General features: G+C 61.5%; 15 protein-coding genes. 9 read left to right on the forward strand and 6 right to left on the reverse strand.

Features of this window, described 5'->3' with window-relative positions; translation table 11 throughout:
* The first annotated feature begins 29 nt into the window (after positions 1–29).
* From ACNAOT_RS20160 to ACNAOT_RS20175, 4 genes are all read left to right on the forward strand, one after another.
* Positions 30–959: a PASTA domain-containing protein gene (locus ACNAOT_RS20160; protein ID WP_420179143.1), complete on the forward strand. Its 930-nt coding sequence runs from the start codon at positions 30–32 to the stop codon at positions 957–959.
* Between the two features lie 52 nt (positions 960–1,011).
* On the forward strand, positions 1,012–2,265 hold the full coding sequence (locus tag ACNAOT_RS20165; protein ID WP_420181202.1) for a pyridoxal phosphate-dependent aminotransferase: 1,254 nt from the start codon (positions 1,012–1,014) through the stop codon (positions 2,263–2,265).
* Positions 2,266–2,349: 84 nt separating this feature from the next.
* On the forward strand, positions 2,350–3,078 hold the full coding sequence (locus ACNAOT_RS20170; RefSeq protein ID WP_420179144.1) for an RNA polymerase sigma factor: 729 nt from the start codon (positions 2,350–2,352) through the stop codon (positions 3,076–3,078).
* Complete coding sequence (locus ACNAOT_RS20175) at positions 3,075–4,388, forward strand: Ig-like domain-containing protein (protein ID WP_420179145.1); 1,314 nt, start codon at positions 3,075–3,077, stop codon at positions 4,386–4,388. Before ACNAOT_RS20170 ends, ACNAOT_RS20175 begins: the two co-directional genes overlap by 4 nt.
* 4 nt (positions 4,389–4,392) lie before the next feature.
* Here ACNAOT_RS20175 and ACNAOT_RS20180 read toward each other — a convergent pair whose 3' ends face one another.
* The 3 genes from ACNAOT_RS20180 to ACNAOT_RS20190 all read right to left on the reverse strand — a co-directional run bounded on the left by ACNAOT_RS20180 (position 4,393) and on the right by ACNAOT_RS20190 (position 7,782).
* Complete coding sequence (locus tag ACNAOT_RS20180) at positions 4,393–5,205, reverse strand: hypothetical protein (RefSeq protein WP_420179146.1); 813 nt, start codon at positions 5,203–5,205, stop codon at positions 4,393–4,395.
* 103 nt (positions 5,206–5,308) lie between these two features.
* Positions 5,309–5,776 (reverse strand): hypothetical protein, encoded by a 468-nt coding sequence (locus ACNAOT_RS20185; RefSeq protein WP_420179147.1) that lies wholly within the window; start codon positions 5,774–5,776, stop codon positions 5,309–5,311.
* Positions 5,777–5,796: 20 nt separating this feature from the next.
* Positions 5,797–7,782 (reverse strand): primary-amine oxidase, encoded by a 1,986-nt coding sequence (locus ACNAOT_RS20190; RefSeq protein ID WP_420179148.1) that lies wholly within the window; start codon positions 7,780–7,782, stop codon positions 5,797–5,799.
* Positions 7,783–7,904: 122 nt separating this feature from the next.
* On the opposite strand from ACNAOT_RS20190, the gene ACNAOT_RS20195 reads away from it, so the two are divergent.
* Positions 7,905–8,495 carry a TetR/AcrR family transcriptional regulator gene (locus ACNAOT_RS20195; RefSeq protein WP_179017736.1) on the forward strand — a complete coding sequence of 197 codons (591 nt, stop codon included), beginning with the start codon at positions 7,905–7,907 and terminating at the stop codon, positions 8,493–8,495.
* 3 nt (positions 8,496–8,498) lie between these two features.
* Here ACNAOT_RS20195 and ACNAOT_RS20200 read toward each other — a convergent pair whose 3' ends face one another.
* Complete coding sequence (locus ACNAOT_RS20200; protein ID WP_420179149.1) at positions 8,499–9,152, reverse strand: LysE family translocator; 654 nt, start codon at positions 9,150–9,152, stop codon at positions 8,499–8,501.
* A 162-nt stretch (positions 9,153–9,314) separates the two neighbouring features.
* Between ACNAOT_RS20200 and ACNAOT_RS20205 the strand changes: the two genes are divergently transcribed.
* Positions 9,315–10,727, forward strand: a complete 1,413-nt coding sequence (locus tag ACNAOT_RS20205) for an aldehyde dehydrogenase family protein (RefSeq protein ID WP_420181203.1) — start codon at positions 9,315–9,317, stop codon at positions 10,725–10,727.
* A 58-nt stretch (positions 10,728–10,785) separates the two neighbouring features.
* Here ACNAOT_RS20205 and ACNAOT_RS20210 read toward each other — a convergent pair whose 3' ends face one another.
* A complete protein-coding gene (locus tag ACNAOT_RS20210; RefSeq protein WP_420179150.1) occupies positions 10,786–10,938 on the reverse strand; it encodes a hypothetical protein in 153 nt (50 codons plus the stop codon).
* 58 nt (positions 10,939–10,996) lie between these two features.
* Here ACNAOT_RS20210 and ACNAOT_RS20215 point away from each other — a divergent pair, with 58 nt between their 5' ends.
* From ACNAOT_RS20215 to ACNAOT_RS20225, 3 genes are all read left to right on the forward strand, one after another.
* Positions 10,997–11,854: a prephenate dehydratase gene (locus tag ACNAOT_RS20215; protein ID WP_420181204.1), complete on the forward strand. Its 858-nt coding sequence runs from the start codon at positions 10,997–10,999 to the stop codon at positions 11,852–11,854.
* An 85-nt stretch (positions 11,855–11,939) separates the two neighbouring features.
* On the forward strand, positions 11,940–12,725 hold the full coding sequence (locus tag ACNAOT_RS20220; RefSeq protein ID WP_420179151.1) for a hypothetical protein: 786 nt from the start codon (positions 11,940–11,942) through the stop codon (positions 12,723–12,725).
* Between the two features lie 30 nt (positions 12,726–12,755).
* The gene (locus ACNAOT_RS20225; protein ID WP_420179152.1) at positions 12,756–13,400 is read left to right on the forward strand and encodes a hypothetical protein; all 645 of its coding nucleotides are present in this window, start codon (positions 12,756–12,758) and stop codon (positions 13,398–13,400) included.
* Positions 13,401–13,597: 197 nt separating this feature from the next.
* On the opposite strand, the gene ACNAOT_RS20230 is transcribed toward ACNAOT_RS20225, so the two are convergent.
* Positions 13,598–14,170: a pyridoxamine 5'-phosphate oxidase family protein gene (locus tag ACNAOT_RS20230; protein ID WP_420179153.1), complete on the reverse strand. Its 573-nt coding sequence runs from the start codon at positions 14,168–14,170 to the stop codon at positions 13,598–13,600.
* Positions 14,171–14,196 lie beyond the last annotated feature (26 nt).

Raw genomic sequence — 14,196 nt, forward strand, 5'->3', positions numbered from 1 at the left:
TCAACCGCCAGCCCAGGAGTTGTTGCGCCATGACTGCCATCACCATGACCTTGAGCGCCCCCGATGTTGTTCTCAAGGACGGCAAGGGATCCCTCACAGCATCCGTCACCAACGGCTCCCCCGATCAGGAGCGCGTGGTTCTCGGCGCCTTTCCCGGGCAGGTGACCAATCCGCCGTCGAAAACGTACACCACCATCCCCAACCCGCTGCGGACCATCGCTGCCGGGGCCACCGAGCAGTACGTTGTCAGCTTCGACACCGCAGGCGCCACTGCGGGCAGCTATCCAGTGAAGTTGATCGCCTACTCCGCCGACGACGCGCCTGAGGACTACGCGGACCAGGCCCATGTTGTGACTTTGACCGTGCCCGCCGCAGAAAAACCCAAACCACCCGGGCGCTTCCCCTGGTTGTGGGTGATCATCGGTGGCGTGGTGCTCTTGGCAGCCATTGGCTTGATCCTTTTCACCATGTTCAAGGATGCAAACGTGCCTGATGTGAAAACCAAGCCGCAGGCTGAGGCAGTACAGATCCTCACGGACGCAGGTTTCAAGGCCACTACCTCGGACGTCGAAAACGCTGCCCAAGAGGGAACGGTAGTGAACCAAACCCCTGCCGGTGGTGAAAAGGTGGGCCGCGGCAGCACAGTGAATCTGGAAATTGCCGTGCCGGTTCGGGCCACCGTGCCTGACGTGTTGGGCCAACGGATTGAAGATGCCCGAACCGCTTTCCAAACAGCGCAGATTCAGCTGGACTTCACCCAAGGTTCCACCTGCCAGGCGCAGCCTCCGTTCTCCATCCAGCGGTGCGTTGTGGTGGGGGTGGTCCCGGATGCCGGAAGCAAAGTCAACATCAATGCCCTGGTCCTGGTACGGACTGAGCTACGGTCCAGAATCATCCTGGACCCAGTGAACATCTGCCTCAGCAACCCGCAGCTGTGCACCAACAGGCTCGGCCAGTGACAATTTTCGGACGGGTTTGCCGGGCGGGGGCGGTGACATGAAAAGATCAACCATGCGTCCGATGCAGCACTCCAGTAAACTCCAGAACGTCCGCTACGAACTTCGCGGTCCCATCCTCCAGGCTGCAAAAGCCATGGAAGCCGAGGGCCACCGCATCCTCAAGATGAACCTCGGGGACACAGCGCCGTTCGGGTTGGAAGCACCGGAGTCAGTGGTGGTGGACATGATCCACCACCTTCGCGGTGCGCAGGGATATAGCGATTCCAAGGGCATCTTCTCCGCGCGCACAGCCATCTCGCAGTATTACCAAACGCGCGGTCTGATGACCATCGGCGTCGAGGATGTTTTCATTGGCAATGGTGTCAGCGAGCTCATTTCCATGACCCTGCAGGCGTTCATGGAGAACGGCGACGAGATCCTCATTCCTGCGCCGGACTATCCGCTGTGGACGGCCGCCGTGACACTCACAGGCGGCCAGGCAGTGCACTATCTTTGCGATGAGGACGAGAACTGGTGGCCGGACATGGCCGACGTCGAAGCGAAGGTCACCCCGCGCACCAAGGGCATCGTGATCATCAACCCGAACAACCCCACAGGCGCTGTCTACCCCCGGCACATTTTGGAGCAGTTCGCCGCTCTGGCCCGTAAGCACGATCTTGTGCTGTTCTCGGATGAGATTTACGAGAAAATCCGCTACGTCGACGCGCCCCACATCCACACGGCCGCTGTGGCCGAGGATGTCTGCGTGTTGACTTTCAGCGGGTTGTCCAAGGCGTACCGCATGCCCGGCTACCGGGCCGGGTGGGTCGCCGTGACCGGCCCCCGGACCGTAACCGCCGCCTACCGGGAGTCGTTGGAACTGCTGGCCTCCCTGAGGTTATGCGCCAACGTTCCGGCCCAGCACGCCATCCAGACGTGCCTTGGCGGCTACCAAAGCATCGAAGCCCTCATACGTCCTGGCGGCCGGCTGCGCGAGCAGCGGGACCTGGCGTGGAAACTGTTGACAGCGATTCCGGGCGTCAGCTGCGTCCCGGCTGCCGGCGCCATGTATCTCTTCCCCAAGCTGGACCCGGAGATCTATCCCATCGCCTCCGACGAGAAATTCGTCCTGCAACTCCTGCAGGAACAAAAGATTCTGGTCTCGCATGGGACGGCCTTCAACTGGCCAACACCGGACCATTTCCGGTTTGTGATCCTGCCGGCTGTGGAAGACATTGAGGAAGCGGTGCGCCGCATTTCCACCTACCTCGCTGCCTATCGGAACCGCCCGGAGAACCGGATATCGGAAGAAGAATTCTCCCGCTGAGAGTTGCAATCTGTTCAAAAATCCAATCGGTAGACGTAAAATCTGTTTGATACTCCTCCGCGCGAATTCCTAAGCTGGTAAAGCATGTGCGAGCAGCCAAAGCGGCATATCCGCAGCGCTTTCACTCCTCTACGGGTTGTGCTGGCCGCCTTGGGCATCGCGGTCATCGTTGCAGCCGTGGTTGTTTTCTCTTCGTGGCGTCAAGAGTTACCCGACAGCGTGCAGGACTTCGGTCTTCCCCTTGCGGTAGGCGCTGGAATCGTGCTGCTCGTTGCCGGCGTTTTCATGCCGATGGTCAGGGAAGTTGAACTCGGCCCCATTCCTACGCTCAAGATCGCCCCAGCACTCAGGGACCGCGAAAACGAACTGCGCAGCGTCTTCGAGCGGCAGAAGGGCGATATGGAATATTGCGCCCACTTGCTATGCGATAACCCCGAGACGGCCCGGAGACTGCTCGAGGCATCATGGTCCTTGGCATCCAGCGCGTGGAAGGGACCCGTGACTCCCCAATTGCGCGTCTATACGTTGTGCGTTTTTGTGGAGCTGCTCCGGAAGCATGAGCGGTGGATACAGACAAAGGACCCGCCGAAGACGAAGACGAAGACGGGGCCGAAGATTAAGCCGCAGGGCGGTAGCCCCTTGTCAAAGCTCCCCTATGAGGAGCGGATAACCATCGTGCTTCACGAGTTCGCCAACCTGACTGTCGGTGAAATTGCGGGCATGACGGGGCGTCCTGCGGAGAGTGTCGGCAGATCGCTGGCACGCGCCGAGGAAACAACCGGACGACTGGCCTTGGAGGAAGGCCGGCCATGAGAGACGCGCTGCGGCAGCGATTACTGGCCGATGCCTCTCTCGACGCACAAACACACCCCGCGGATTTGGGCTTTGCCTTGACGGAGGGGATGTCCACAGTTCGTCGGCGGATCATTCGCACGTGGGTTACTGCCGGGGTTGTTGCGGTTGCAATGATTGCCGCCTCTGTGGTGGCGGTTGTCGCAGCCTCATCCGATCCCATAATGATTCTGCAATCGATCACCATCACGGCTCCAAGCCAGCGGCTCCATCCTGACGCCACTGTCGATCTCAAGGCCTCGGGAACCTATAGCAACGGCGAGACAAAGGATTTGGGAGAAGGTCTTTCGTGGAATTCAGACGTACCGGAGGTGCTCGCCGTCTCCACAACCGGGGTTGCCACCGCTGCCAAGACAGGGTCTGCACAAATAACGGCGGCTCATAGTGGGATCTCCGGCAACTTGGAATTTCAGGTCGTAGATCCTGACCCCAGCCTGAGCCTCGTCAGCCTTCGCATAGTTCCTGACAACACCACAGTGCCTGCAGCGAGAACGACGCAGCTCACGGCCCAGGGCACCTTCAGCGATAATTCGATCGGTAACCGCAACGAGCCTGCAATTTGGGATTCCCTCAACAAGGACATTGCAAGTGTGGACGGTCATGGTTTGGTGACTGGGATCCGCCAAGGTGTCGCCACCATCACCGCCACGGAAGGGACCATCCAGGCTACGGCTGCCGTCACGGTCACCGGCCCGGACACCACCACTCCAACGGGAGAGCCAAACGGGTGCGTCATCGACCCAACTGCTCTGTCTATCAAGCACACCCAGACACAAACAGTGATGGCCTTCATCACATATACGGACGGCACGCGACAACCTGCCACCACAGCCACGTGGTCTTCAAAGGATTCCAAGATCGCGAGTGTAAATACTTCCGGATCGGTGACAGGCACCGGTCATGGACAGACGACAGTAAGCTCCCAATGCGTCGACGCCAAAGGTAAGGAATGGCCAGCTACGGTGCCCGTCACAGTTGAGCCGATAGCGACGGCCATAACCATCAGCCCGTCGGGACCGCACTCCATCGGCCTTCAGCAGACCCTTCAGTTGACCGCCACAGTCACGTTCAGCAACGGAACGAAGAGCACCACGGCTCCAGTGTCCTGGCGCCACAGTCCACCGCTCGTCGTCTCCGTCAGCAATTCCGGTCGTGTTGGGGGCCTTCGCAACGGACGAGCCAGTGTGACCGCCTCCCTCGATAGTGAAACGAGCAATCCAGTCATTTTCAACGTAGGACCATTGGCGCCCACCCCGGGCCAGATCGGTTGACCGCTCAGTCCCCCGCCGAACCACTCACGCGCAGGGCGTTGATGATCGCCGGGATGGACGCGATCAGCATGATCAGAGCCCACACCAGCGCCACCACCACGGTGATCAGCGCCCAGAACTGGTCCCCGATGGACACCAGCGGCCCGGGCAGGAATCCGTGGATGATCCCCAGGATCACCTGAAGGAGCGCGGAAACCACCAGCAGCACCACTAGACCCGTGACCTTAAGGAACTTCGGCTGGCTCAGGATCAACAGCAGCGCAAAGACGATCTTGAGCACCAGCAACAATCCAAGGATCGCGGCCGCCTGGCCTTTGGGAAAGCTCCCCCACATTGCCAAGTACGCGATAGTTCCGAACGGGGCGGACACGAACAATCCGATCATCAGGAACAGCTTCGCCAACGCCAGCATCGCCGTGAGGAAAGCCGTGATCACCCAGAGCAACATCACGATCAACGTGATGATGCCCTGAACCCGCCCGTACGTTCGCAAGTCCATGATCAGGCTGAGTCCCAGCATCAGCACCGTGAACAGCAGCAGCCCGTCGAGGAACGCCAGAAAGCCGATTCCGGCACCCGGAGGATCGGCGGCCGGCCGCTGCAAACTAAGGAAAACTTGAAGCGGAACGCCCAGTTTGTCGGCCTCGGCTGCAGAGACGGGCTCGACGGCGGTCTGGGCCAGCAGGAGGGACATCCCCACTTCGGCCAGGACTACTACAGTGAAGACCGCCAACGCTGCGTAGAACAGCGGGCGGCGCAGGGCACCCGGGTCTGGCCCGGCGAGGAACCCCTCACGAATTGACCACGCTGCGGCCATGGGTCAATTGTGGCACCGGAGATTTCAAATGGGCAGTTGCTTACTGACCTTCTTTGGCTCCACTCCCAAAGCCTTGCAACCGGGATGAGTTGAGTTCCAGTGATCACGCCCGCAAAGCGGGTCGGGGCGCCACGGCTGCGCCGGTCATTCGCGAGCGCCGGAGGCGGGCCACCAGCGTTGCGGCGAGTAACGCCGTCGTGATTTCCAGTCCGATCACCAACAGCAGTCCCGCCGCGCCGGAGGTATCAACAGCGTTCGACGCCGGTCCCCCGGCGTGCGCGTGACCGGAACCGCCCGCTCCCAGCAGCAGGAAAGCGTGGAGGCCCACCATGGCCAAGGCCGACGTGGTCACTTGATGAAGTGCACCGACTCTGCTGTGGCGCCAGATGTGAATCGTGCAGGGAATGCAGACGGCCGCCAGGCCGATCATGAGGACGCCGACCCAGATCTGGTGGTGTCCCGAGGCTGCGAGCCATAGATGCACCAGGCAGGAGACAGCTGTGAGGGCTGCGCAGATCCGGGGGTGCAGGACAGGCCCGGAGGCCCGGACCCGTCCTGTCATGGTTGTCATCTCTGTGTCCGGGCTGCGGTTTAGTGGCAGTGCCCGGCAGGTTCGCCGTGTTCGCTGTGCTCTTCGCCGGCCGCGGCAGGACCGTGGCAGCTCAAACCCGAAGCGCTGGCCGGCACGTCCAACACCGGGCTGCGGTCGAAGAAGCCTTCCGGCCGGAGCTTGAAGCCAACAGTGTCCACGGGCATGATCGGCCAGTCTTCCACCCGTGGGAAGTGCGTGAGGCCAAAGGTGTGCCACACCACGATGTCCTGACCATCAATCTCGCGGTCCTGGGCCACGTAGGCGGGCAGGCCGGCGCCGCCGGAGTGCTGGTTCACGAAGTCGCCTGTGGGGTAGCGCTCCTCGTCGGAGTAGCGGGTGACCCACAGGTCCTTGGTAGCGAAAGCCGCGCGCTTGGCGATGGACGAGCCGGGGTCGGCAAGCAGTGTGGGCTGGTTCTCGGCGTGGAGCTTGTAGCCCACTGGCTCGCCGAGACGATTCCGGGATTCAGGGTTGGAAATGATCCACGTCCTGCCAGCGCGGGCGTCGGCTTCGCGGACGGCCTCGGACTCTTTTGTCAGGACTGTGCGCTTGCGGGAGAACGCATTGCCCCGCTCGTTGCCTTCGCCCATGGTCTGGCGGACCACATCTTCTTCTTCCACGCGGTTGGTGAAGCCGTCAATGGCCATGTCCAGGCGGGCGCTGAAGAGGTGTTGGTGGAAGGGTGCGCCGAGTCCCGGTGCGAGTTGGGAAATGTTGTCCGAGCCGCCTTCCGGGAAAGCGCTGGTGAAGACAATCCCGGTGGCTTTGGCCTCGAACTCGATGGTGCCGTCCAGGTAGAGGTACCAGTAGAAGCCGTAGTCGTAGTTGCCGATGGTGGTGAAGAAAGAGATCACCAGGCGGCGGTTGCGGCGGGTGTAGTTGATCCCGGTCCAGAGGTCTGAGTGCTTGGAAAGGATGCCCCAGTCTTCCTCGTGCATGCAAATGCCATTGCGTATCTCGCGGGGGTTGCCGAAAGCGTCGCTGATGACAGGGCTGAGGTAGGTGATGTCGCCCAGGCAGTCGCAGCCCAGTTCCAGGGAGTTGGCGTACTGGCCCACCAGGTACTCGCCGGTGTCGAAGTAGTTCTGCCATGACCGGATGGGTGAAGGATCGCCGTAGGGAACCACCATTTCTGCGATCGAGGCGCGGTTGATGATGGGACGCTTTTGGTCGCCGTCCTTGAAGGCAAGGTTGTGGAGGACAACTCCTTCGCGGACGTCGAAGCCCACGTCTACACTCCACTTTTCCCACTCAACATGGTTGCCGCCGGTGACCGTGAAACTTGGGCCCTCCGGCTGGGTGATGCTGATGGGCTTCTGGGTTTCGCGGAGCGGACCGGTCAGTTTAGGATCGGTGTAGTTTCCGTGCTCTGCCGGGATTGGCATGACGCCGAGGTCGATGACCTGTGTAACTTCCTTGTTGACCACATCCACGTAAGCCACCAACCCGTCCACGGGATGCGCCCACGCGCTGTCCTCAGGGAAATCCTGCACAAAGGCGAGGCCGCGCAGGATGCGGCGACCTTTCTCGTCGTCGTACTCGAAGACACCTGCCGACAGGGGTGCGACGCGGACTTTTTCTACGTCCAGATCGCGGGCGGCAAGCGCAGCGAGCCAACGCTCATCGGTTGCGAGGAGAGTCTCCACAACCTCGAATTCCTCTTCCAGCACGGGGAGTTCGCCGGAGACCTTGGTATCCAGCTCGATGGCTTTCAGGATTTCTCCGCGTGTCACGGAGACGAGGACGTCGCTGGGGGCTCCCCCGGAGATGTCGTGAATGAAGACACGGAAACGGCGATCCTGCACTGACTGGTTGCGAGTCGGGTCCACCAGCCCCAAGTAGGCGATTCGCTTTTCGGCGCCAAGGTGGCCGGCGGTCTGCAGGACCGCCCGCACCTGGGAAATTTCGGCGCCCGTTGCCAGGGCGTACTGCGTTTCCTCATGGGCGACGGCTTCAGTTGCTGTCTCAGTTGCTGTGGGCGTCATGGCTGCCTCTTGTCCGGGACCTATGATGGGTCAAGATTTATTTTCTATAGGTGTAGAGAATAACCAAAACGTAAGATGGGTCACAAGACCTGTCCGCCATTTGTTTTCCGGGAGCCCCTTCAGTGCCAAAGATTGTGGACCACGATCAACGACGCCTCGAACTGGTAGACGCAACCTGGCGCATCATCGCGAGGCTGGGCATGGAAGGCGCCACCATGCGGGAAATCGCGGAAGAAGCGGGTTTCGCCAACGGCGCCCTGAAGCCCTACTTCCCCACCAAGGACCTGCTCCTGACGTCGGCGTTCGGGCACGTGTTCAACCGCACTAACCAGCGCATCGCCGCCATGACCGAGGGACTCTCCGGCGTAGCGGCCCTCCGGGCGTTCTGCGCAGAAGTACTGCCACTGGATGAGGAACGCGTCAATGAAGCCCGCATCGTGATTCCGTTCTGGCAGAAGGCACTCAATGACGCGGACATGGCTTCACTTCACAGCGAGTCCATGAGCCAGTGGCACACCACCATCACCGGTCATTGCGCAGCAGCCCGGGCGGCAGGTGAGATCAAAGCCCCCATAGGGGACGCCGCCGTCGCCGATCACCTGCTCAACATGATGCTGGGCGCGCAGATTGTTGTGGCGTTGTCTCCCGCAGAGCATTTCTCGCAGGACCTCGCGGGGCAACTGGATAACTATCTGGCCTTGCTGGCTGGTTAGCTCCTAGCTGGTGGCGCCGGACGCCACAACGCCCACGCCCAGCCCGGCGATTACACCGCTGCTGACACGCTCGACGACGGTACCCACCTTGGGGCGCTTGAGCCACCGCATCGCCTTGAACGCGACGACGGCGATCATCGAAAGATACGCGAAAGCGATGCCGGCAACGACGACGCCCAAGATCAGGGACGTGCCCATGGTGTCGCCGCCGTGCGGGATGAACTGCGGAACCACGGCCAGGTAGAACAGGCCGACCTTGGGGTTGAGCAGTGTGGACAGCGCCCCGGCGCCCAGGGCAGAGAGTCGGCTGTACGGGAGGGGCGCGTTCTCCGCCGTGCCGCCAGCTTCCGCGGACTTAGCCGCCTTTGCTGCCTTGCGGGACTTTATGAACGATGAGATGCCCAAATACAGCAAGTACAGGCCGCCGGCGATCTTGACCCAGCGGAACAGTTCCGCGGACTGCTCGAGAATGGCTGCGAGACCGACGCCCACCAATGCAGCCCAGGCAATCGCGCCAATCGCAGACCCTGCAGCCGCAGCAATTCCTGCACTGGGACGGTTCAACGCGATACGCAGGACCAGGAAAGTGTCCGGCCCGGGTGTTACGGACAGGACCAAGCAGAGGCCAGCAAAAGCTACGAGGGAAGCAAGAGTCACAAGCTCGATTATGAGGGTCTCCCGGCCTGCGGCGAAAGCGTTCGCTTCGCGTCAAGGGCTGTTCGTGCATAGACAAGGCTCATGCGCGTGACGCCGACCACACTGGAAACATCGCCGCGCGCCTCACTGGCCGCCCAGACTCACTACCCGAGCGGAGTACCAATGGAGACTTACGACGCCCTCCTGGCCTCGATCACCCCGGCCCCCGGCCTGAACAGCCGCACCATCCTTGATCCGGCAACGGGTGAAGCTGTCGGCGAAGCCCCTGTTCACACCGTCGAAGACCTCGAAGCCGCCGTCGCGGGTGCCGCTGCCGCCCAGCCCGCGTGGGCTGCCTTGGGCCACGACGCCCGGTCCGCCGCGCTCATGAAGGCCGCCGACGCCGTCGAACGTTCCGCCGAAGAACTCGCCCAGCTGCTCTCCCGCGAGCAAGGCAAGCCGCTGAACGGCCCCAACGCGCGCTTCGAAGTTGGCGCGTGCGCCGCCTGGCTCCGGGCCACCGCCGCCACGCCGTTGGATCCTGAAACCGTGGTGGACGATGGCGAAACCCGCGCCGAACTGCACTACCGGCCCATCGGCGTCGTGGGTGCCATTGGCCCGTGGAACTGGCCGATGATGATCACCGTCTGGCAGATCGCGCCCGCCTTGCGCATGGGTAACGCCGTGGTGGTCAAGCCCTCCGAGTACACCCCGCTCTCCGTGCTGGCACTCGCCTCAATCATCAACCAGGAACTGCCCGATGGCTTGCTGTCTGTGGTCTCCGGCGGCCGCGACGTCGGCGAAGCCCTGGCCGCACACGATGCGATCGGCAAGGTCATGTTCACCGGCTCCACCGCCACGGGCAAGGCGATCATTCGTTCCTCGGCCGATACCGTCAAGCGGCTCACCCTGGAACTCGGCGGTAACGACGCCGGCATTGTTCTCCCCGATTCGGATCCCAAGGCAATCGCCGAGGGTCTTTTCTGGGGTGCCTTTATCAACACCGGCCAGACCTGCGCTGCCCTGAAGCGTCTGTACGTGCACGAGTCCCAGTACGAGGCTGTGTGTTCAGAGCTTGTTGCTGTCGCTGCTGCGATGCCCATGGGCAACGGCTTGGATGAGAACAACGTCCTGGGCCCGCTGCAGAACCGGCAGCAGTACGACATCGTGGCCCGGCTGGTGGAAGCCGCCAAGGATTCCGGTGCCCGTGTGCTGCTGGGTGGCAACCCCGATCACGAGCAGCCCGGCAACTTTTACCCCACCACGTTGGTGGCCGACATCGACAATGACAACCCGCTGGTAAGCGAAGAACAGTTCGGGCCCGCCCTGCCGATCATCAAATACAGCACGGTTGACGAGGCAGTCGCCAAGGCGAACGCGCTCGACGTCGGGCTGGGCGCCTCAGTCTGGTCCTCTGACTTGGGTGCAGCACGCGAAGTCGCCTCCCGCATCCAGGCCGGCACGGTGTGGATCAACAAGCACGGCGCAGTTGATCCGCGTATTCCGTTCGGTGGCGCGAAGCAGTCCGGCTACGGCTTGGAGTTCGGCGCCGAGGGCCTGAAGGCTCTCGGTGTCCCGCAGGTCATCAACGGCTAATCATCCCTCCCCGGGTGTGCTGGCCCAACTAAGTCGCAGAAGATGCCGTTTTGAGCCCTCAGAACGGCATCTTCTGCGACTCAGTTGAGTTTCCCGGGCGTAAGGCCAGCGCTGTCGCCAGGATGATCACGCCGGATGCGGCTATGCCGACGGCGTCCAGGGAGTGCTCGAACCGGGCGAAAATGGCTGCGCCAACGGCAAGGACTCCCACCAGTCACAGGGTGGACGCGGTTGGGAGGCCGGGCGCTCAGCGTGTAACCATGAGCATCATGGCCCAGAAGATTGCGTACCAAGGTGAGCCCGGAGCCAATTCGGATCTCGCGTGCAAGGAAATGTTTCCCGAACTCGAAAGCGTTCCGTGCGCCAGCTTTGAGGACGCCTTTGAACTGGTATCCACTGGCGAAGTCGATCTGGCCATGATTCCGATTGAGAACTCCATCGCCGGACGTGTGGCTGACATCCATGTCCTCCTCCCCCAGTCGAAGCTGCAGATCGTGGGCGAGTATTTCCTGCCCATTCGTTTCGACCTTTTGGGCATTCCGGGAAGCACCATCGAGGGCGCCACGGAGGTCCACAGCCACATCCACGCACTCGGTCAATGCCGCCGGATCATTCGGGAGGCCGGCCTCAAACCTGTCATCGCCGGTGACACCGCGGGCTCAGCCCGGGAAGTCAGGGACTGGAACGATCCCCGCAAGCTGTCCCTCGCACCGCCGCTCGCCGCTGAACTGTACGGCCTTGAAGTCCTGGCCTCGGGAGTGGAGGATGACCCCACCAACACCACGCGCTTTGTTGTTCTGGCCCGTGAACGCGAGCTTCCCAGCAAGGAAGAATTGCCCGGTCCTGCGATCACCAGTTTCGTATTCCGCGTCCGCAACGTTCCCTCTGCCCTTTACAAGGCCCTAGGCGGCTTTGCGACCAATGGCCTCAACATGACGCGACTGGAAAGCTACATGGTGGGCGACGAGTTTGCTGCCACGATGTTCCTTTCCGACGTCGAAGGGCATCCTGAGGACGCTCGACTCCGCCGGGCGTTGGAGGAACTGGAGTTCTTCACCACGGAGGTCCGGGTGCTCGGCGTTTATGCCGCAGACGGTTACCGCGAGAGGAACACCGTCACCGCCTGAAGACGCTGCTGGCCGAGCCAGCTACGGGCCGGAGCGGCCATGCACGAGCCCTTGAACTAGGGTTACACGCGGGGGTAATGGCGAAGTGAAGAAGTTGAACCAGTGGTCGGCGCAAATTTTCTACGGCGGGTTGATCGCGGTCATTGCGGCAGTCTTTGTATGGATCGCCCACAGCGTATTGCTTGCGGCATCTTTATTCTTTGTTCTGGCAGCCGTCTACGCGTTCTTCCTTTTCCGGGTTGTGTGGCGCTCGGCCCGGGCGTCCATGGTCATGCACTTCGCTATGGTCCTCGTCCTATACTCCTTACTCGCCGTCGAGGATGGTCTGGACGTTCCGGCAGCTGCGTCATGGTCCTTGGGGGTCATCGCAGGAGCAGTTGCCGGTGGATACAAGTGGTCAGGAAAGCGCTCCGGTTCCGAAGTTGCTCAGAAGCGTGAACGCAACAGCGAGGGTTTCACAGGGGGCTGGCACATTGCGTTGATCAACGCTGCCTGCGCCATCGTCCTGATGGGAATCGGCGTCGCCCACCTCGCCCTTCAATCTCCGACGGCGCCAGTCGCTGCCGTGCTAACTGGTGCCCTGGTTGCGGGCTGGGCTTTGTTCCGCTTCCCGCCATCGCTTCAGGCCAGGAACATGCTCCTTCTGGTCATACCCGTCGAGTTCTTTCTGCTGATTTTCGTGGGCGGCAATACCGGCCAGCAGGCCCTACCGTTTGCGTGGGCGTATGGCACCCTCGCCGGCATCTTGTTAGGTGGGCGGTACTGGAGTGGGCCCAAGATCGGCGAACCCAGGCCACCGTTCAACGTACAAGCCAAGCGTCGGCGAAAACGGAAACGGAAGCCGCGGTCCAAGCAGAAGCAAACACTGTAGGACTTATCCTTGTCCGGGGGTAGTACTGAAGTGAAGAAGTTGAACCAATGGTCCGGCCGGATGTTGTTATTCGGCGGGATAATCCTGGGCATCGTGGCCGCCTTTATATGGATGGCCCACAGCACCCTGCTTGGGGCATCTCCGTTCTTCGCCGCGGGGGCCGCTTACACGTTCTTCCTGTACCGCGTGGTCCAGCGATCCGGCCGTGCTTTCTTCGTGATGCACTGCGCGTTGTTCATGATTTCGATTCCTTTGCCTCAGGCTCAGGATGCTCTGGGGATCCCCGTTGGTGGCTCAGGATTCTTGGGTTTTTGGGCTGGCATAATCGCCAGCGGATACCCCTGGTCGGGCAAGCGTTCAGGACCCGACGCAAGACAAATACGTGACGACAACAATGGGGAAGTTCAGGGCTACACCGGCGGCCGGGACATCGCGCTGATCAATGCTGCCTGCATTGTCTTCGTCTTGGGATGCGGCCTGGCACACCTCGCTTTCGAAACGCCGACGGCGCCGGTCGCCGCCGTTCTGGTGGGCTCCTTAGTCTGTGGCTGGGCCTTCTTCCGCTTCCCACCATCATTTCTGACCAGGAACGTGCTGCTCCTGGTCATACCTGCCGCCGAATTCTGCCTCTTGGCTTTCCTGACCAGCATCAATGGTCAATCAGCTCTCCCGTAGGTGGGCTTACGGCACCCTGGCCGGGGTTCTCCTGGGCGGACGCTATTGGAGCGGCCCGCGACTAGGCCAACCTCGCCCGCCCTTCAACGGTCAGGCTGAACCGAAACGAAAACGACGAACCATACGGCGCTCACAGGACAGGCTGAAGCAGGAGCATACGCAGAACGAGGTAACCGCTGAGCACCGCTGACCGGGTGTTAGGCGTCCGCCGGTTCAGCAGGGTCAAAGTCGTAGGCGGCAAGGCCATCAATGCTCGTGCGGTTCTTGGTGATCCGGTAGTCGGCGCTGCCGTCAGTGCCCTTGCGTTCAAAGTACGGACCTAACAAATCGCGGTGACCTTCAAAGCTCATCAAGGGAACACCCCACCCGCATGAATCCGAAACACGGTGGACGTCAACAACAATGACGGCCCTCGCACCGGGTTTGTCATCGAAGCGCTGGGCAAGAGATTCGAAGTCAGGGTCATAGCGGGTGACGACGCGCCCTGTCCCGTGGAGTCGGACGATGTTCGGGCGCCCGTCAAAGGCGCAGAACATGACGGTAATCCGACCGTTCTCCCGCAAATGGGCTATCGTCTCGCTCCCGCTGCCAGTGACATCAAGCCAAGCAAACGTATGCGAGTCAAGGACAGCGAACGTGCCCGGAAGCCCGCGGGGAGATACATTGACGTGCCCGTCGCTGGACAGCGGAGCGGTCGCAACGAAGAAGACCACCTGTTGTTCAATAAACTTGCTCAATCGCTCATCGATTGCCCCGTAGACCTTGCCCATGGGGAACACGCTGCCATGGGCAAGAG

The organism is Paenarthrobacter sp. TA1.8, from assembly GCF_048595705.1.
Classification (GTDB): Bacteria; Actinomycetota; Actinomycetes; order Actinomycetales; family Micrococcaceae; genus Arthrobacter; species Arthrobacter nitroguajacolicus.